This is a genomic window from Nitrosomonas oligotropha (assembly GCF_009833085.1).
GTDB lineage: Bacteria > Pseudomonadota > Gammaproteobacteria > Burkholderiales > Nitrosomonadaceae > Nitrosomonas > Nitrosomonas oligotropha.
In genome coordinates this window covers 1-19,039 of record NZ_QRBZ01000031.1, presented here as the reverse complement: position 1 = coordinate 19,039, position 19,039 = coordinate 1, and the positions used below count along the sequence as shown (strand labels likewise).

The 19,039-nt window shown below is 50.1% G+C and carries 14 protein-coding genes; 3 read left to right on the top strand and 11 right to left on the bottom strand.

Annotated elements, in window-relative coordinates:
* Positions 1–236 precede the first annotated feature (236 nt).
* From ABD07_RS09895 to fliF, 6 genes are all read right to left on the bottom strand, one after another.
* Positions 237–1,415: a flagellar hook-length control protein FliK gene (locus tag ABD07_RS09895; protein ID WP_160818135.1), complete on the bottom strand. Its 1,179-nt coding sequence runs from the start codon at positions 1,413–1,415 to the stop codon at positions 237–239.
* 79 nt (positions 1,416–1,494) lie between these two features.
* Complete coding sequence (fliJ, locus tag ABD07_RS09890; protein WP_108697392.1) at positions 1,495–1,950, bottom strand: flagellar export protein FliJ; 456 nt, start codon at positions 1,948–1,950, stop codon at positions 1,495–1,497.
* 16 nt (positions 1,951–1,966) lie between these two features.
* The gene (fliI, locus tag ABD07_RS09885) at positions 1,967–3,373 is read right to left on the bottom strand and encodes a flagellar protein export ATPase FliI (RefSeq protein WP_160818134.1); all 1,407 of its coding nucleotides are present in this window, start codon (positions 3,371–3,373) and stop codon (positions 1,967–1,969) included.
* Position 3,374: 1 nt separating this feature from the next.
* Positions 3,375–4,079, bottom strand: a complete 705-nt coding sequence (locus ABD07_RS09880) for a flagellar assembly protein FliH (RefSeq protein ID WP_160818133.1) — start codon at positions 4,077–4,079, stop codon at positions 3,375–3,377.
* 49 nt (positions 4,080–4,128) lie between these two features.
* A complete protein-coding gene (gene fliG, locus ABD07_RS09875) occupies positions 4,129–5,124 on the bottom strand; it encodes a flagellar motor switch protein FliG (protein WP_108697389.1) in 996 nt (331 codons plus the stop codon).
* Entirely contained in the window at positions 5,117–6,796 is a 1,680-nt protein-coding gene (gene fliF, locus ABD07_RS09870) for a flagellar basal-body MS-ring/collar protein FliF (protein WP_160818132.1), read from the bottom strand. Before fliF ends, fliG begins: the two co-directional genes overlap by 8 nt.
* A 342-nt stretch (positions 6,797–7,138) precedes the next feature.
* On the opposite strand from fliF, the gene ABD07_RS09865 reads away from it, so the two are divergent.
* From ABD07_RS09865 to fliE, 3 genes are all read left to right on the top strand, one after another.
* The gene (locus ABD07_RS09865; protein ID WP_160818131.1) at positions 7,139–8,335 is read left to right on the top strand and encodes an ATP-binding protein; all 1,197 of its coding nucleotides are present in this window, start codon (positions 7,139–7,141) and stop codon (positions 8,333–8,335) included.
* Positions 8,332–9,645 (top strand): sigma-54-dependent transcriptional regulator, encoded by a 1,314-nt coding sequence (locus ABD07_RS09860; RefSeq protein ID WP_164502818.1) that lies wholly within the window; start codon positions 8,332–8,334, stop codon positions 9,643–9,645. The genes ABD07_RS09865 and ABD07_RS09860 overlap by 4 nt, the downstream gene beginning before the upstream one ends.
* Positions 9,646–9,741: 96 nt before the next feature.
* The gene (gene fliE, locus ABD07_RS09855; RefSeq protein WP_160818130.1) at positions 9,742–10,065 is read left to right on the top strand and encodes a flagellar hook-basal body complex protein FliE; all 324 of its coding nucleotides are present in this window, start codon (positions 9,742–9,744) and stop codon (positions 10,063–10,065) included.
* A 41-nt stretch (positions 10,066–10,106) separates the two neighbouring features.
* Here fliE and ABD07_RS09850 read toward each other — a convergent pair whose 3' ends face one another.
* The 5 genes from ABD07_RS09850 to ABD07_RS09830 all read right to left on the bottom strand — a co-directional run bounded on the left by ABD07_RS09850 (position 10,107) and on the right by ABD07_RS09830 (position 18,316).
* On the bottom strand, positions 10,107–11,960 hold the full coding sequence (locus ABD07_RS09850) for an ABC-F family ATP-binding cassette domain-containing protein (protein ID WP_160818129.1): 1,854 nt from the start codon (positions 11,958–11,960) through the stop codon (positions 10,107–10,109).
* A 419-nt stretch (positions 11,961–12,379) separates the two neighbouring features.
* The gene (locus ABD07_RS09845; RefSeq protein ID WP_160818128.1) at positions 12,380–13,453 is read right to left on the bottom strand and encodes an HlyD family secretion protein; all 1,074 of its coding nucleotides are present in this window, start codon (positions 13,451–13,453) and stop codon (positions 12,380–12,382) included.
* Complete coding sequence (locus ABD07_RS09840) at positions 13,437–15,602, bottom strand: TolC family protein (RefSeq protein ID WP_338040581.1); 2,166 nt, start codon at positions 15,600–15,602, stop codon at positions 13,437–13,439. The genes ABD07_RS09845 and ABD07_RS09840 overlap by 17 nt, the downstream gene beginning before the upstream one ends.
* A gap of 2 nt (positions 15,603–15,604) precedes the next feature.
* On the bottom strand, positions 15,605–16,930 hold the full coding sequence (locus ABD07_RS09835) for a glycosyltransferase family 2 protein (protein WP_160818127.1): 1,326 nt from the start codon (positions 16,928–16,930) through the stop codon (positions 15,605–15,607).
* 3 nt (positions 16,931–16,933) lie between these two features.
* On the bottom strand, positions 16,934–18,316 hold the full coding sequence (locus ABD07_RS09830) for a TackOD1 domain-containing metal-binding protein (protein ID WP_160818126.1): 1,383 nt from the start codon (positions 18,314–18,316) through the stop codon (positions 16,934–16,936).
* Positions 18,317–19,039: the final 723 nt, after the last annotated feature.

Sequence of the window (19,039 nt, the reverse complement as noted above, 5' to 3'; positions counted from 1 at the left end):
GCTAGGAAAGCTGGCGTGGGATTCAGCGCATCTGCACTGATTTTGGGGTTGAAAAAAAAGGAATTTTGATAAATCTGAAGCAGGCGGTTAATTGCTGCTTGAATTGCAGGGAAACCGGAATCCGGGTCAATCGATCAAGATCAGGGACATCGGTCACGCCAATACAAGACTGAGAGCGTGACCGATAACGCATACGGGATTGTCACTGTGTAAAAACCAACTGACCGGACCGATGATCACGCATAGGTATTAACCAGGCCTTGATGTCTGACCGGCACGGCAGCCGCTTGAATTTGGCTGGTCACTTCCTGCCGCAGGCCACTCATACTGCCCGTGTCTTTTCCAGCATACTGCGCTTGTTGCTGTTTATTTTCCTGTTGAAATGAATCAGCGCCAACCATGACATTGCCGAGTTGAATCCCATTCTCCGCCATCATCTCCCGCAGTCTCGGCAAAGCTTCCTGAATCGCGTCGCGTACCGCTGCGTGAGGCGATACGAATTGCGCGGTCGCTTGATCTTGCGTAATACTCAACATCACATCAACCGGTCCGAGATGAGCCGGGTTCAGACGGATCTCAGCAACCTGGTGTTGCTGCGTTGTCAACCAGACAACTTTTTGCGCAAATTCACCGCCCCATCTGTGCTGACCTACGGGTGCATCGACTTTGACATCCGGTGAAACCGCAGTCTGAGCAGTTGCAGCTGTGGTGCTATTTAAGCCGAGTGATGGTGTTGTGATGGACTCTTCCTGGATTTTAAATGTCGGTGCTGCAGTATCGAGTTGAATATCTTCCTTCATTTCTGAAGCGGGTAAAAATTTGCCGTAAGCGGCAGAATCTGCCGTTCCGAAATATTGCCAATAGTTATTGGGCAACGAAGCCTGGTTGCCCGCAACTGAATTTGCCTGGCTTTGGCCTTGCTGCAGTAATTGATTAACAACCGGAATCACAGCATGGGCAATTTGTTCACCTTCCTCAGGCAATGCTGTATTGACCGGTGACGAAGTTACGCCTTGCGGCAGCGCGGATGCCGCCATCATCGCATCCGGATTGACTACGGTTCCCATGGCCTGTAACGACGGCGTCGTTTTAAATGCTGTTGTCGCATCAGTCAACAAGCTTTGGATAAAACTGTTAGTACCCTCCGTGGGAGCATCCGCAGCGGAATCCGTATCCTTATCTTTTTCAGGAATTGCGTTATCCGAACGCTCTTGAGCGGCAGCATTCGTTGCATCATTCTGCTTATTCTGCTTATCCTGCTTTTCTGTTGCTTCCGATACTTGACGATCAAGGACTTTACCGAAGTCTTCCGTCACCGCATCGTTAGTGTTAGTCCCTGATGAGCCAGCACCTATCAGCGCTGCTGTGCTTTCACCCGACGATTTGATTTGAGGTGCAGCCGATATGTTTAACATAGGTTTATGGTCTCGTACGATTAATTTATGCTATGAATAAGCAATATCTATACCAATCCAGCTATTGCTATGGTTGTAATCAACTTTCCCTGACAGAAGCATTACGATGAAAGGAATTCAGAGCGAATTCATCCAGTATCTTTTGCTCTTGTTTTATTTGTTTTTGATTCTCAGCACTTTGTTGACGCTGGGATAAGGTATCGAAGGATTTTAATTTACGCTGGCAGGATAAAAATTCATCGTTGCCGGCTTTTCTTTTATTTTGCGCATGTAAAACCGCTTGACGCTGTTCCGTGATGGCCGCATCCAGCTTATCCATGAATGCAATAAAATTAAGCCACTCGATATGATCAATCCCCGTTGTGGTGAAATTCTGAAAATGCGATTGATAACTATGGCGGTATTGCAATAGCAAATTTAATTTCTTTTCCGCTTCCTGCTGTTGAAAATTTAACTTTCCCAAATGCTTTGCGGAAGCATCCGTTTGTTGCTGCGCCAATTCCAGCAGTAGTTTCAGCGATGACGTTGTTGGCATGATCATTTATCCTTGGTTAGCGGATTCCTTCGCTCTCGAACAATTTGGATAGTGTTGCAAGGCTATCGGCAAAGTTTTCGTGTTGAAACATATTTTGCAGTAAAAATTTCTCCAACGATGGGTAAAGCCGGATAGCCCGGTCCAGCTCCGGATCAGTACCCGCGACATAAGCGCCAACGCTGATCAAGTCATGACTGCGCTGATAGCGTGAATAGAGACTTTTGAACAACCGCGCCAGATTGGTCTGCTGCTGAGGCACCACGCTGGTCATGACACGGCTGATCGAAGCTTCGATATCGATGGCGGGATAGTGTCCCGACTCAGCCAGTCTTCGCGACAGAACGATATGACCGTCCAGAATGGCACGTGCGCTATCGGCGATCGGATCGTTCTGATCGTCTCCCTCAGCCAGCACAGTATAAAAGGCCGTGATCGAACCGCTATTCTGGTTGCCATTACCGGCCCGCTCCACCAATTGCGGTAACTTGGCAAATACCGATGGCGGATAGCCTTTGGTTGCCGGAGGTTCGCCGATGGCCAGAGCGATTTCACGCTGCGCCATGGCATAGCGTGTCAAGGAGTCCATAATGAGCAGCACATGTTTACCGCTATCGCGAAAATATTCGGCAATGGCCGTCGCATAGGCTGCGCCTTGCAGGCGTAGCAACGGCGAGGTATCGGCAGGCGCAGCAACCACCACGGAACGCGCAAGCCCCTCTTCTCCCAGAATGTTTTCGATAAATTCCTTAACCTCGCGCCCCCGTTCACCGATCAGGCCGACCACGATGACATCGGCCGTGGTATAACGCGCCATCATGCCCAGCAATACGCTCTTACCCACACCGCTACCGGCAAACAATCCCATCCGTTGACCTCGGCCAACCGTCAGCAATGTGTTAATCGCTCGCACGCCAACATCCAGCGGTTCACTCACTGGCACTCGTTCCAATGGATTATAGGGCCGGCTATAAAGCGGTACGCTGTGTTCCGCGCGAGTAGGTCCGAGACGATCCAACGGTTCGCCGACACCGTTCAGCACACGCCCCAACAGTTCGGGGCCGACCGAAATATGTTTGGCGCGGTCGGCCGCGCGCCGGCGCGGATGCTGAGGGGTACCCAGACGAGGCAATTCACCCATGAGCTCGGCGGGAACCACTTTCGCACCGGGTGACAAGCCATACACATCACTGGATGGCATGAGAAACAAGCGTTCTCCGGAAAATCCCACAACCTCGGCTGATACGCTATGACCATTCGAAAGGAAAATATTGCAGCTGCTCCCGACGGCCAATTTCAACCCGACTGCTTCCATGACCAATCCGGAAACGCGCGTAATGGTTCCGCTTAATAAGAATGGGCTCGAGGGGTGAATCAGTTGCGTGCAGTTCTTCAGAAAACCACCCCATTGCTCATGGCGCGACATATTAATTTTTCCTATCGAGCCAGGCATCTTGCTGCCCGATGGCTGACAATACCCGCTGCCAGCGTACCTCCAGACTTCCGTTGACTTCGCTGCCATTGGCTTCAATACGGCAACCGCCCCGGGATAATTGTTCGTCCTCACGGATGCTCCAATGATCCTGCTCCAGTTGGCCGCTCAAATGCGCAAGCACCAATTTGGCATCCTCCGGGTGTAAGAAAAGACGGGGATTCTGCACGCTGTTAGGCAAGTTGCGGATGGCTTCCTGCACGATCGGTATGATCAGCTCGGGCTGTAATTTCAATGCTTCCGTTACTATTTTTTTTGCCAGCGCAAGCGCCAATTCCAGCAGATCATCCGCCACACGCTGATCCATGTCATGAAGATCCTGATCCAGCTTGTGCAGTAGCGCTTGAATATGCGCCACTTCCGTTTTAACTTCAGCTTCCGCTATTTTTCTGCCTTCTGCATACCCTGCCGCATGGCCTTCTTGCACACCTGCCGCATACCCTTTATCCTTGGCGTTTTGAAAAACTGCGGCAACTTCTTCGGCAGGCAGCGGAGCCTGCAGCTCATCTTCCGGCTGTACGCCCGAATCAGCGTCAATCTCCCCGGCTTCTTGCGGCATATCCGCCGTTTCAAAGGAATCCATTTCCCAGCGTTGATAAGCACTGAGCTTTTCTTTGGGAACAAAGTCACTTGCAATCATCGATATACCTGCATTTCAGTAATAAACAGACCGGGCTATTGCGCATTGATCAAATGAAACCATCGTCACCTTTTCCACCCAATACAATCTGCCCATCGTCAGCCAATTGGCGCACAATTTTGAGAATTTCTTTTTGTTCGGCTTCGACTTCGGACACGCGCACCGGACCTTTGCTCTCAAGATCTTCGCGCAGGGCTTCAGCGGCACGCTGCGACATATTCTTGAAAACTTTCTTACGCAGTTCTTCCTGCGCGCCTTTCAAGGCAACAATCAGGGATTCCGACTGAACTTCGCGCAGCAGCAATTGAATACCGTGATCATCGATATCGATCAGATTATCGAATACAAACATCTCATCCATGATTTTTTGCGCCAGCTCTTCGTCATATTGTTTGACATTCTCAATGACACTGGCTTCCTGCGCAGTCGGCACAAAGTTGAGAATTTCCGCAGCAGCCCGGACGCCGCCCATCGCCGCTTTGCGGATGTTATTGCTGCCCGATAACAATTTTGTCAGCACGTCATTGAGTTCGCGCAGCGCATCGGGCTGGATACTGTCGAGTGTAGCAATGCGTAGCAACGTATCGTTGCGCAGCCGCTCGCTGAACAAACTTAGAATCTCGCTCGCCTGATCCCGTTCCAGATGAACCAGGATAGTGGCGATGATCTGCGGATGTTCATTCTTAATCAGCTCCGCCACCGAGGGCGCATCCATCCACTTCAATCCTTCAATCCCGCTGGTATCGCCGCCTTGCAAAATGCGATCAATCAGATTGGCCGCTTTTTCATCGCCCAGCGCACTGGTCAGAACTTTCCGGATATAATCCGCCGAGCCTTGCCCCAACGTGGTTCTTCCTTCCGCTTCATTGCAAAATTCCGTTACGATCCCTTCGATCTCGGAACGTGTTATGTTTTGCAGGGTGGACATCGTTTCGCCCAACTTTTGCACTTCCTTGGGGCCCAGCAGCTTAATCACGGATGCCGCTTCTTGCTCGCCCAAGGTCATCAGCAAAATCGCACTTTTTTTGATTCCATCATCATCCATTTTTACCCATCCAATCTTTCACCACATTAGCGACAATAGCAGGTTCATCCAAGGCCAATTGCTTGGCGCGCTTGAGATTCTCATCGAAAATCGATTTCTGAATCGCTTGAATGGCCGCTTCATCGACTTGCCCCGGCAATTGACCTACTGCTGCGCTGCCATCGCTTAATTGCCCTTGCTCCGCTGGCGGCGGAAGAGCAGCTGGGGGCGTCAAGCTTTTCAGGAACGGCTTGAGTATCTTTAACAAGAAAAATAAAACCACAGCCGCGATCAATAATTGCTTGCCGATATCCTTGGCCAGCATGATCACATCGGGATCTTTCCAGAGTGGGACATCCAGCACCATGTCGCCCGTGTGCGTAAATAAATTGTTGGTTACCGTGAGTGAATCACCGCGTTTCTCGTTATAACCCATGGCTTCGCGCACGAGATTGTTGATTTCCTTGATTTCATCGGCCGTTAGCGGTTCATTCGTGACTTCACCGTTTTCATCCACTTTCTTGCGGTAATTCACCACGACTGCCGCGGATAAGCGCTTGATATTGCCTGTCGATTGCTGGACATGCTGCACGGTTTTGTCGACTTCGTAATTGGTCGTCGATTCTTTCTTCTTGTCCGTCGGCACGGCCGCTTTATCGCCGCCTTCCTTGTTCTCCCCGCCCGCTTCAATGGGCGCAGAGGCTGGCTCGGGCGGACGATTGGACAATGCGCCGGGAATTCCGCCATCCACTTTTGAACCGGTCGAAGTCGCTTCAAGCGTTTGCTGGCTGCGAATTGCAGCTGCTTCAGACTCGGTATTATTCGGCCGGTAAATTTCTTCGGCGCGCTCAACGCGGGAGAAATCCACATCGGCAGTCACTTGGGCACGCACATTGGCAGCACCGGTAATCGGCGTCAAAATGGCTTCGATGCGGCGGATATAATTTTCCTCAAGCTCCTGGATATACTCCAATTGCTTCGCGTCAAACCTGGAATCTTGCTTGTCGTTCTGTGTACTGAGCAGATTGCCGTGCTGATCCACCACCGTCACATTTTTTACCGGCAAATTGGGCACGCTGCTGGACATCAAATGCACAATCGCGCTGACTTGTTCAACACTCAGCACCCTGCCCGGATGTAAATTGAGCAGTACCGAGACACTCGGCTGCTGTTTTTCCCGTGAAAACACGGATGGCTTGGCGATTGCCAAATGCACGCGCGCGCTTTGCACTGCGGCGATGGATTGAACCGAACGCGCCAATTCACCCTCCAGCGCGCGCTGGTAGTTAACCTGTTCAAGGAATTGACTGGCGCCGAATTTTTGATTTTCCATTAGCTCGAATCCCGCCAGACCGCCTTTTGGTAGTCCCTGACCCGCCAAGCGCAGCCGCGCTTCATGCACTTGCTTCTCGGGCACCAGAATAGCGCCGCCGCTTTCGGAAAACTTGTACGGCACGTTCATTTGCTGCAAAGCGCCGATAATGGCAGCGCCATCCTGATCCGGCACATTGTTGTAGAGCACGCGATACTCCGGTGTCTGACTCCACATCAAAGCACCTACCAGCAACGCGATAACAGCCGCCGCCGAGAGAATCAATCCAAGCTTTTTTTGATTGGATAACTGGCTAAACTGGCCCAAACTCATTGCTGAGGCGGGTGTTGTTGTATTGGATTCACTCGGTACTGTGGCCACGCGCTATTCTCCTGCTCAAGTTTCAAGCCATTGATCAATGGTCGCTTTACTGTCAATGACAAACTTAAAATTTCTTTTCACAATTAATTAACTGACTGTTACCCAATCAGAATCACCAGGCATAGGATTTGCAAAGCCGCTGTTTAACTTATCAATCGCCATGCCGTAACAACATCAACCCCATTCACTGCGAATGGATTTCTATTGATGCGATGATTATCTATAAACTTATAAAATCTGAATGCTTAAATAGAATAGGTTTGCTTGCCTTATTCGCAACATGATCGGAACAGGTAGCGGTGGTAAGCTACTGACCATCCCCAACAACCGTCATTGAAACCCGTGCAAACCAAAACCGTCAGTGAAATTAAAGCGATACCAGCGGACCAGGAACAGCTCAAGCTGGCGTTTGCAGCCTTTAACGAGGCATCGGAACAGCTGTCCGGCGTCTATCAGGGGTTACAACATCAGGTCGCGCAACTGACGCGCGAATTGGCGCTTGCTAACGGTGAATTGCACAAGCAGTTAATCGCGAAAGAAAACCTGTCGCAGCAGTTAAGTCTGTTATTAAATGCCTTACCGGGGGGAGTGATCGCGCTCGATGCGCAAGAACGTATCGAGCAAGTCAATCCGGCTGCTATCGCCATTCTTGGCGAATCGCTGGTCGGATCGAACTGGCAACGCGTCGTTCAGGAGCGCTTAGCGCCTACCGCGATCACCAACGAATGGCTGCTGGAACGGCAGCAAGCGATGGAACAACGGCGCATCCGTATCGAGAGCAGCGCCACCGATTTGGCGGGCAGACAGATTTTGCTGATCAATGACATCACCGAAGCGTATGCCATGCAGGAACAGATCCGGCGTAATCAGCGCCTGACTTCGATGGGCGAAATGGCGGCTAATCTTGCGCACCAGCTGCGCACGCCGCTTTCGACCGCATTACTGTATGCCAACCATTTGGGAAGTGATGCACTAACGCCCTTCGAGCGGCACACATTCGCAACCAAAACCATTGAGCGGCTGCATCATCTGGAGCGTTTGACCAAGGACATGCTGCGTTTTGTCAAAGGCGAAGCCAGACGGCGCGAAAATGTCGTGATCAGCGATTTGCTGGCCGAGCTGCGCCAAGTGGTCGAGCCTCACATCGTGCAGAAAAATTTGCAATTCGTAGTCCATGATCAGAGCGCAATGGCAGCGATGATTACGGATCGTCAGGCGTTATGCGGCGCGATGATCAATCTGCTGGAAAACGCCATGCAAGTCTCGTCTCCGGGTGGACGGATCATTCTGACCAGCCGGCTGGAAGAAAGCCATATCATCCTGAGTGTTCATGACGATGGGCCGGGCATCGACGCGGCGCTGCAAGAAAGATTGTTCGAACCCTTCTTCACCACGCGCGCGGAAGGTACGGGACTGGGTTTAGCCATCGTCCGCGGTGTCATCGAGTCCATGGGCGGTGACGTGAAAATCCATTCATCGCCGGGCGAGGGAAGCGAATTTATGATACGGCTGCCAAGAAATAGAGGAGAGAAATCATGAAAGCACTGCCCATTCTGGTGGTGGAAGACGATCAGGATTTGCTGGAAGCGATCTGCACCACGATGAAATTGGCCGGTTACCCGGCATTGGCCGCTTCAAACGGCAATACTGCCATGGCTATTCTGCAAGAATCCCAGGTGGGCATGGTCGTCAGCGATGTGCAAATGCAACCGGTGGACGGCTTTACATTATTAAAAAGAATCAAGGTATTCAACCCGGAATTGCCGGTATTGCTGATGACGGCTTACGGCGATGTGGAAAAAGCGGTCGCCGCGATGCAGACAGGCGCATGCGATTATTTGTTGAAGCCGTTCGATCCGGACAATTTACTGGCGCATATCAAGCGCTACGCCTTATCCGAACCGGAACAGGATGACAACGTCGTCGCCAAGGATCCACGCACACGGGCACTGCTATCCCTGGCCAAGCGCGTGGCGCAATCACCGGCAACCGTCATGCTGACGGGTGAAAGCGGCTGCGGCAAGGAAGTTATCGCGCGTTTTATTCATCAACATTCACAGCGCGCGGCAAAACCTTTTGTCGCGATCAATTGCGCGGCGATTCCGGAGAATCTGCTGGAAGCGACTCTATTCGGTTATGAAAAAGGCGCTTTTACCGGCGCGGCACAGGCTCAGCCCGGAAAGTTTGAGCAAGCACAAGGCGGCACCTTGCTGCTGGATGAAATTTCCGAAATGCCGCTGGAACTGCAAGTCAAATTGCTACGCGTCCTGCAGGAAAGAGAAGTGGAGCGTGTCGGCGGGCATAAAACGATCAAATTGGACATCCGTGTTCTGGCGACTTCTAATCGCGATATGATGGCGATGGTCAAAAGCGGCCGGTTCCGTGAGGATCTGTATTACCGCCTCAATGTGTTTCCCATCGAGATCCCATCGCTGCGGCAGCGGCCGTTGGATATCGAACCTCTGGCGCAGCGCGTGCTTGCGGAAGCAACGGCAGGTTCGGCGCAACCGCCCTGCACAATGACGCAAGCCGCAATCGGCACACTCACGCACTATCCCTGGCCGGGCAATGTCAGAGAATTGGAAAATGTCATGCAACGCGCCATGATTCTGGCAACGGATAACATCATTGACACCGAGCATCTCCATTTGCCGCACGCGGATCCCATCCAGGTTGCGGAAGTTATTCAGCAGGAATCATCTTCGGAAGATATGAAAACGCTCGAACGCAAACATATTCTGGAAACTTTGGCAGCCGTTAATGGTTCCCGCAAACTGGCCGTAAAGAAGCTGGGGATTTCCGAGCGGACACTACGGTATAAATTGCAACAATACCGCATGTCGGGCTAATTAAAACCTCAGCTTTGACCGATAGAGCTGACTAAGATCATTTGAATTTTATGATTTTTTACGCGATACTTAAAAAACTTTATGTTGGAGTGAATCATGGACAAGACCGGAATTGATAACATTTTGCAGCAGCTGCAAGCGACATCGGCGCTGGCTTCCGGTGTAAAAAAACTATCGGGCGCGGATGAAGTTGCGGGTGTTGATTTCAGCGAGAAACTAAAAGCGGCTGTCGATCAAGTCAATCATGCGCAAAAAAGTGCAGATAAGCTCAGTGAACAATTTGTCAGCGATCAATCGAATGTCGACTTGCATGAAGTGATGATCTCGTTACAAAAAGCCAACGTATCTTTCCAATCCATGGTTCAAGTCCGTAACAAGCTGGTGACCGCCTATCAGGAAATCATGAACATGCAGGTTTAAGTCGGATTGACCCTGGCCTGATTTTCCTCAATCGCATTTATTCATTCCTCCATCGCCATTTCCAGTTCCAGCCAGTTTTCTTCAAGTTCAGCCACTTTTTTCTCCAGTGCCGCATGAAGGGCGCTGAGCCTGTCAATTTCATCGCGCGGGCAGTTCGTATACGTCGCCGGATCCGCTAAACGGCCGTTCGCTTCGGCTAATTCCCTTTGCGCAATCGCCAAAGCCGCTTCAAGTTTGGCTTGTTTGGACAGCAATGCTTTTTTGTTCGGTTTCGCTGCTGGTTTAGGCTGGATTTTCTGCGAAGCTGGCTTTGATTCCGCAGCCTCACTAGAGCGACGCGCTTCTATCCAGTTTTTGTAATCCTCCAGATCACCATCAAGCAGCTGTGCTTTGCCATCCGCCACCAGCCACAATTCATCCGCCACCGCACGCACCAGGCTGCGATCGTGCGAAACCAGCACCACAGCGCCGCTATAGGTTTCCAGCGCGAACGTGAGCGCATCGCGCATATCCAGATCCAAGTGATTGGTCGGTTCATCCAATAACAGCAAATGCGGTTTTTGCCAGGCCAATAAAGCCAGCGCCAGACGGCTTTTTTCACCTCCGGAAAAACTCGCGACCGGGCGATCTTCACCCTCTCCGCCAAGCCCGAATCGCCCCAGAAATTTCCGCAAATCCAGTTCGGTTTGCGTCGGCGCCAGTTTCTGCATATGCTGCAAAGGCGTCGCCTTACCGTCGAGATTTTCCAGCTGATGCTGCGCAAAGTAACCGATACGGATATTCTGCGCCCACTCCAATGAACCGGTTGCCGGTTGAATTTCTCCGGTCAGCAGTTTGATCAATGTCGACTTTCCCGCACCGTTCGGTCCCAGCAATGCAATCCGCGCACCCGCCTGCAGAATCAGATGAACATGCTGAAACAGCGGGTGATCGCCGTAACCGAAACTCATGTCCTGTACGCGCAGCAACACATCGGGACTGCGCTCCGGTGCTTCGATCTGCAAGTCGTAGTGGCCATCTTCCACAGCCAGCGGCGCCAGTCGCGTCAAACGTTCCAGCGCCTTGATGCGGCTTTGCGCTTGTTTGGCCTTGGTGGCCTTGGCGCGGAAGCGCCGCACAAAATCCTCCATGTGCGCAATTTGTCTTTGTTGTTGCTGCAAAGCCTGGCTATGTTGCAGTAGACGCTCGGCGCGCGCGCGCTCGAAATCATCATAATTACCGCTATAACTGTCGATTTTCCGGTCGTTGATATGCGCGATGCGATTGACGCACGCATTCAAAAACTCGCGATCATGCGATACCACGATCAAACTGCCCGGATAACGCGCCAGATACTGCTCAAGCCAGAGAATCGCTTCCAGATCCAGGTGATTGGTCGGTTCATCGAGCAACAGCAAATCGGCACGGTGCATCAAGGCGCGCGCCAGATTCAAGCGCATCCGCCAGCCGCCCGAGAAATGATCAACCGGTTGTTCCAGCGCGGCGTTGGCAAAACCCAATCCGCTCAATAGCTGCGCCGCCCGCGCACGCGCGGTATAGCCGTCAATGGCTTCATAGCGCTGTTGCGCTTCAAACCAAGCGGTGTCGTGCTCAGCCTGAGCCAGAATCTTGTCCAGCCGGTGCAACTCCACATCACCATCCAGTACAAACTCAATGGCAGACTGCGCCGAATTCGCGATCTCCTGCTCAACGAACGCAACGGTTTTGCCCGATTGCAAGCTGACTTCGCCGTTATCCGGCTTGATCACCGCCCGGATCAAGCGGAACAAAGTGGATTTCCCGCACCCGTTCTTACCAACCAAACCCACACGCTGATTGGCAAAAATCTGCAAATGGCAATTTTCCAGCAGCGGAGTCCCGCCTTGCAGGTAAGTCAAAGACTGAATATTCAGCATAACATTGTAAAAATTTCAGAACACCCGATTGAACAGCTTAAGAGAGGAAAGCAAACTTGCGAATGCCGGTTGTATCCATTATCCGTTTATGCAAAGCACACCGCGGCCAATGTTAACATGCCATGCAATACATAGCCGGTTGTTATAGGAAAAAAGAAAACACTTATAACCGGATGATACATAATACATAATTAAAGTGTTAAATTATTAGGCAGCGTGAGAATTCTCTTTAGCGCCCATCAAGTTAATGATCGAAAATAAATCTTATACACAATGTTATCCACAAAAAATGTGGATAAATCAAAATTGCTCAGGGTAAATAAGATGATACCTCAAGAGGCGGAGCACATTCCTGGTGGAATAAGAAACCGGCTGGCTTCCGGTCTCCGGGATTTAGCGCATTTTGCCCGGCTGGTTTGTCAGTCTAAATAGATCGTAACCGGCATGCCATTGATTAACCGGTTTTTCACGTTCCCGACAAATTCCAATTGCGCCAATATGGCAAAACGGACCGTTTCCAGCGGATTAATTTCAGCCGTCGTAGACTTCTGCATCACGCCGGGCACGGAAACTATTTTTGCTTTGGCTTTTTCCCCGTTAGGAAATTTGACCGTAACCATCTGCCCCACGACGGCATAGTCCTGGTATTTGGGCGGAATAAATGCATCGATATGCACTTTCTCGAGAAATATGATCTCAAGCAAGGCTTGGCCACGGCCCAGAAACTCTCCGGGTTGCGTGAACATTTCTGTCACCATGCCGCTGCCCGATGGCGCAAAAAGGCTTAACTGCAGGACTTGATCCTGAACCTTATCAAATTCAAGTTGCAGCTGATTGATCCGGTTAGACAGCATGCGTATTTCCGGAGACTGGCCCTGTTCCTGGCTATACATCCGGTCACGTTCCTGGCGTTCCGACTTCTCCAGCGCCACCAGATTTTCCAGCGCCGAGTTTAATTGACTCCGCGCCAGCGCAATTTCAGCTTGTGTTGCAGCGCCCTGCTTGTAAAGGGTCTCATACTGACGCAAGCGTTGAGATGCGAAATGCTTCTGTTCGTGCGCGAATTTCAGCAACTGCGCCGAACTTGTTCTGGAATCGCCGGCTTGCAACAACATCTTGTGCTTTTCCTGTTTCAGCCCGTCCAGTTCCACCTGCAAGCGGTCACGGCTATCCAGCAATGCGCTATTCGCCAGCGCAGCCAACGGCGCGCCTTCGGAAACGGTCTGCAGCGGCTCGACAAAAAGCTTCTCAACATAGCCATCCACAGCGGTACGTACGGTAAAACTGGGCACCCGGATGCGGCCATTGGCCTCAATGCTGATCGTGTCCCACACTATCGTCCCCAGCAAATACACCACCGGGAGACTGGAAATGGCAATGATCAAATACCAGCGCCACGGCTTGCTGGTCCGCTTGGCGGCACTATATTGCACACGTAATCCCCGGTCGATATCCAGAGCTTTATTTTCTGGTTGATTAAAGCGTATTTTCATGAAGATAGCTTACCAAATCTTGCCATGATTGAATAACTAGCCCGGTAAAATTAGGGGCCCGAAGTTGATCCTGCAATTGTTTCATTGCATGGATAAAAATGGATTGCGGCTTATGCGCATAACTATTCTCCGGACCCAATTCTGATTCCAGGCTTTGCGCCAGACTGAATGACAGATCCGGATATTGGTTCATGGCCGACTTGAGCGCGGTAACGATATTCGTCAGATTCATCGCGTAATACATGACAGTAATCTCTTTGATCCCTTTCGCTTTGAGTTCGCAGGGCACGCAAATATCAAATGATGCGGCTTTGGTCAGATAGCGCGGATGAATACTGGCGCCTACCGGCCACGGAGAAACAGCCGATACTTGGCGCACCGTTTCGATCAATTCTTCCAGACGCGCCTTGCCAGGCAAGTCCGATTCCAGTTGATCCGGCTCGATATCCAGATGCAGGCCATCGAAATTGATGTTGCTCAATTTCTTGACGATCATGAGCAGCTTCTCGCGCTGCTCCGGCAGAATCCAATCGGGATCGCCCAGCAGCAATTCAACTTTTTTCCCGCGCCGCTGCGCTTCGGTTAGAAATTTCTTAAGCGGCGCAGGATTTGCGGCAAATTTTGCAATCTGCTGCTGATCCAAAGAAATCAGGAAACGGTCGATCTCGATGGTTTGATTCTTCTCCCATAAACCGGGTTGCGCGCTCAATTTGTCAAAGTTCCAGACATACACGGCCACGCGCCCGGACGACGCTGCTGCATTACCGGTGGCAGAGAAACTGGTGCGCTTCGGCGCAGCCTTGGTCTTTTCTCCGTTGACAAGAAACGATGCCGCTTGGTGCAGCGGATCGGCCAAGTGGCTTAAATTGATTTCCGGGTGAATATCCCGGCCTTTTCCCTCCAGCAGCGTAATGAATTGCCGCAACCGGATGTGCAGCTTCCATTGTTCCGATTCCGTTTCGACGTTCTCGATAGCCACCCGGTAATAGGTATTAACCGCTTGAAAATATTTCTCGATCACATCGCCATCCAGAATCTTCAGGCGTAAATGTCTTTCACGGATCAATTCACGCGCCGCTTCAAGGCGCGTATGCTGAAACTTGATTTGCTGCGCGAGCTGCTGATAACTGCTGAGCAAAGCGCGGAATTCGTGTTGCAGTTCCTGATCGCGATGCGTGTAGTCCGCCCGCAGACTGATCAACAGACTGTTCAAGCGCGACTCTTCATTCTTCCGCACACTCATAATTTCGATCGGCATACGGAAATTAAAACCGACTGCGCCGCCATAGCCCATCTGCATGGATTCAGGCGACGGATGCGGAATGGCCGGACCGCCAAAAGCGGTGGCGTTGACATCCGAATCAATGCCACGCCAGTTTTCGGTCTCTTTGGTCTTTTGAATATTTTCTATGCGCGCTTGCAGTATTTTCAGATCCAGTTGCTCGATATCGATCGGCGCATTACTGTCGATCGCATATAAAACCGGCTTTACCGGCTCGAATGGCCGTATTTCCGAATTCGTCAAATACCCCAGTCTGATCAATGCTTGATCGCGGTTATTGCTGAATTCGATTTGCGATCGTTCCGCGCGGTCAAAAGCGGAAAGAAACTCGAGATAATCCGACGTGAATAACAAGCCCGCTTCGCGCCGTTTATGCAGTATGGAAATCACGCCGTCGTCACGCAAACGCAAGTAGGCTTCGGTCAAAGCCAGCATTTTCCGCACGCTCCAATACGCCGCGTAGTTTTCTTCCATAAAAAGCCGCGCCAGCCGTTTACTCCAGTCCAGACGGACATCTTCAATTTTTACTTGCGTTGCGGCGTCATCGATCGCCCGTTGCTGTCTCTCCGCGCTGCCTAACAAGGGATAACGCACTCCGATGCGGCCGATTGGATCGAAGAAATGTCCGAAAGGCTCTCTGGCAAAAGGGCTTTTTTGATAACCCGCCGATATCCCGCCAAATACTTCCCAGCCTTTCTGCGCTTCCTGCACGTGTAAATTCGAGCGTTGCGCCTCTAAATCGGCCTTCGCCTTCAAAACCGTTGCGGCTTGCTCCAGATGCGTATAAAACTCGGTCAGCATTTTAACCTCAGCGGCTGCATTGGCTGTCAGCATCAGAAGCAACATCAGTAGCGGGAAAAAGCGCACTTTTACTGTTTTCCCTTTTTAAGCACCCACAAAGGCGCCATCGCGGAATCCAAGTGCCCTTTGTTCAGTATCTGGTTTGAGATTGCAACAATGCTCCAGACCCGCGAAACAAACTGGAACAGCGGGTAAATAGGCAGGATCAAAGCCGCTTCGCAGTCCTCCCATTTTCTGTCTGAGACGAGCACAAGATAAAAAATGTATTGCAGGGTAATCAAGCTTAAATAGAACAAATAGACCAGCACCATGCTTAGAAAAAAAGTGAGCATGGGCAGCTTTACCGCCATGTAGATGGTATAAATCACGATGGAAAAAGGCATGACGATCTGAAACAAAATGCCGTACCAGAGCAGAAATATAAAATTGCTCCATCCCATGGTCGCTGCGGAAATACCGTACTTGTGTTTATTCGAGTAGATATACCAAAGATCGCCATCCCAGCGGAGGCGTTGCTTGAAAAAATCCTTGAAACTCTCCGGCGCATCGGTATGCGAAACCGCGCCGGGTTCAAACTCAATTCTCAGATGCGGATAACGCTGATGGTATTGCTTAATACGCAGTGTCATATCAAGATCTTCGGCGGTTCCGGTATTCCATCCGCCTATTTTCTGAATGAAGGATTTTCTAAAAATACCGAACGCGCCGGGAACGTTGTTAATGACATTCAGCTTCGCAAACCCTAGCTTCCCTACCTGCATGGTCAACATATATTCCAGACTCTGCAACCGGGTGATAATCGCTTTTCTGGCGTTACGCACGCGCATCGGTCCCGTCACCGCGACGATATCAGGATTGCGAAAGTGAGAAGCAGCGGAATTGACCATTTGATTATCGAACGATGTATCACCATCCAAAGCGAAAAAAATCTCACCTTGCGCCCGGTTAAGTCCGGCATTCAGTGATGAGACCCTGCCGCCGCGTTGAATTTTCGGAATGACGACCAATGAGCGCTTGGGATATCTTGCAACCACCGGCACGAGTTCTTTCAATGCCTGATAAGTAGCCAGATTTTTCTGCACGCCATCGACCATCGCAATGATTTCAATATGCCCCGGATAGAGCTGTTCCAGTAACGAAATCACCGTACTCTGCACCGCCTTTCCTTCGGCGTAGCAGGTAATTGCACACGTCACACGCGGATAATAAGGGAGCGACACCGGCGCTTCCACCGACTTCTTAAACAGATAGCGGAAAACGCTCATCCAATTGACAAAATACAGCGGTAATTCAAAAAATAATACGAATGGAATCAGCATGAAGACGTATTCGATATCCTGGAAGCGCGACGTTGCGATAAGAAAAAAGCTCCAGGCTTGATTCAGACTTTCCATGAACTACAACAACTCGCCCGCAAGACGCGCCAACAGGAGCGGAGCACTTTCCTTCTCAGGTATATTCTGCGAGGAGACACCGATAAAACGAAAATCCAGCTTATGCTCACTTTCTTCCAGCAGTACATTCATACTACTTTCGATACGTTTTTGAAAACCGCGCAACCCTTGTTCATCGGTATTCGGTAACAGCAGCCACAGCATATTCTCGGAAGTTCGCGTGGAAAGATCCGGGGTCCGGAGCAGGCTTCTCAATCGTTGCGCAAAGGCTTCGAGCATTTGCAGCAGACGCGCATGGTTAAAAAGTTCGACCAGATCCGGCAGATTGGCGAAGTAGATCCCGAACAAACTGAAATGCACATGGGGATAACGCCGGGACGTGACCATTTGCCAGTCAAGATCGTGCATGAATAACTCACGGGAAATAAAATCCAGCTGATCAAATCCCGAGGACAAGTCGAATACTTCCCCCCGGAAAGCAACCGTTCGTCCTTTATCGCTCAAGCGCCAGCTGTGTACTTCATTCAAGATGAGTTCGCCCGGCTTCATCTCTTTTTCACACATCGCGCAGCGGACTTGCACATCGCCTTCTACAAACGAATGACTGCAAGAATGGCAACGGTAATTCTCGATCGGCCGGTCATAGTCGCTGCCGATATGCCGCAAATGTGTATGACATTTGGGACAAACCAGCGTGCCGCTATGCATGAATTTATCCTGCACATCGACACAACCGCAGGTAAAACAATGCAGGGAAGCTTGCAGCTTGATATCGATCGACTGGCAATTCGGGCATATATCAATAAAGCTCAAGTGCGCCGAGCGGCAATAGGCACATTCGCGCTGCCGGTCGAGCATCGTCAAAGCTTCGATTATTTTGTTATTAGCGAGATTGCGCAGCCACTCGAAAGAATCGGATCTGTCCTGACTCAACGCTTCCAACAGAGGATAGCGATAAAAACGCGGATTTTTCCACTCATGGTGCGGCTGAAGAATGAAATCAGGGCGTAGCCACAGGTATTTTATTAACCGCCCTTGGTGGGTGATATAGGTCTCGTTGCCCTTGAGCGACTTCAGCAGGTTTTCAACTTGATTAACCGCTTCCAGTAAAACCGCCGGCTGTGGCAATTGGCCATCAAGCAACAAGTTATCAGATGCTGCAACCGGGTCCGCTGCAAAACACAGTGACGCAAAAACTTCGTCGTCTCGGCGTATCTTGCCAAGAATCGATGCAGTATATTGTTTATCATTTCCCGCGATGATAAACGCGGAAGGAATGATTTTATTTTTCTCCCAATCCGAGAAATCACTGAAATGGCGAATTTCAAAAAGATCCTTATACGGATCCAATAAACCGGTCTTCTCTTGGGAGAAAAATATAAGCATCGCTAACTTAAAATAATCTTAAATCAATTATGTCATTTATTACGCATCGGATATCAAACCAGCTCTAAGAAAATCATCGTCTTAGAAACATCACCTAGTGTGTCTTCTTACCATTATACTCATATTTTCCTACATCGATATCTCGAATAAAGCAAAAAATCGGCTTTATATCGACGTATTGAACGAAAAACTCCATCCCAGAAAATTCTCTATCGATTCAATCCACCATATTTTTTATTCGATCATTTAAACAATCCACAAACGGAATCAATTATGGATCCCATTTGATTCAATCAGCATGCAGCATGAAAATCAGTAATAACTTGATGATCATTAGTCCATAATCAATGTATAAAATAAGTGAGCAAACCGATGGAAATCTTTTGAAATCGATGAGTTAAATTTCCAAATACATGAATTACTCACAAAGTTATCCACAATATTTGCAACCCGATAAATCTACCAAAAGATATATTCTTCTTTCTAAAGCCGTTTCCGGATATACCGATAAATCAATCGCGCAGGGTTTAATAAACGATGCGCTGTGATTTTTCGCACAGTTGGTGAGTTCAAGCTCTATTACTATTTATTTGCTCTGCGCCGGTTAGAAATAATGAATCACATACCCTAAGTACTTTAACAACCTAATGTGTAAGAATTTCTAGCGTTGTTTACAGTATTCAGGAGAATACTGTAGATGAACATACACAAACGTACCCGATT

What these genes read in the sequence shown, in the direction of transcription:
- ABD07_RS09830 (WP_160818126.1), bottom strand. Translation starts at nt 18,316, where the DNA reads ATGCTTATATTTTTCTCCCAAGAGAAGACCGGTTTATTGGATCCGTAT.
- fliE (WP_160818130.1), top strand. Translation starts at nt 9,742, where the DNA reads ATGGACAAGACCGGAATTGATAACATTTTGCAGCAGCTGCAAGCGACA.
- ABD07_RS09895 (WP_160818135.1), bottom strand. Translation starts at nt 1,415, where the DNA reads ATGTTAAACATATCGGCTGCACCTCAAATCAAATCGTCGGGTGAAAGC.
- fliJ (WP_108697392.1), bottom strand. Translation starts at nt 1,950, where the DNA reads ATGCCAACAACGTCATCGCTGAAACTACTGCTGGAATTGGCGCAGCAA.
- ABD07_RS09845 (WP_160818128.1), bottom strand. Translation starts at nt 13,453, where the DNA reads ATGAAAATACGCTTTAATCAACCAGAAAATAAAGCTCTGGATATCGAC.
- fliI (WP_160818134.1), bottom strand. Translation starts at nt 3,373, where the DNA reads ATGTCGCGCCATGAGCAATGGGGTGGTTTTCTGAAGAACTGCACGCAA.
- ABD07_RS09835 (WP_160818127.1), bottom strand. Translation starts at nt 16,930, where the DNA reads ATGGAAAGTCTGAATCAAGCCTGGAGCTTTTTTCTTATCGCAACGTCG.
- fliG (WP_108697389.1), bottom strand. Translation starts at nt 5,124, where the DNA reads ATGGATGATGATGGAATCAAAAAAAGTGCGATTTTGCTGATGACCTTG.
- ABD07_RS09880 (WP_160818133.1), bottom strand. Translation starts at nt 4,079, where the DNA reads ATGATTGCAAGTGACTTTGTTCCCAAAGAAAAGCTCAGTGCTTATCAA.
- ABD07_RS09850 (WP_160818129.1), bottom strand. Translation starts at nt 11,960, where the DNA reads ATGCTGAATATTCAGTCTTTGACTTACCTGCAAGGCGGGACTCCGCTG.
- ABD07_RS09860 (WP_164502818.1), top strand. Translation starts at nt 8,332, where the DNA reads ATGAAAGCACTGCCCATTCTGGTGGTGGAAGACGATCAGGATTTGCTG.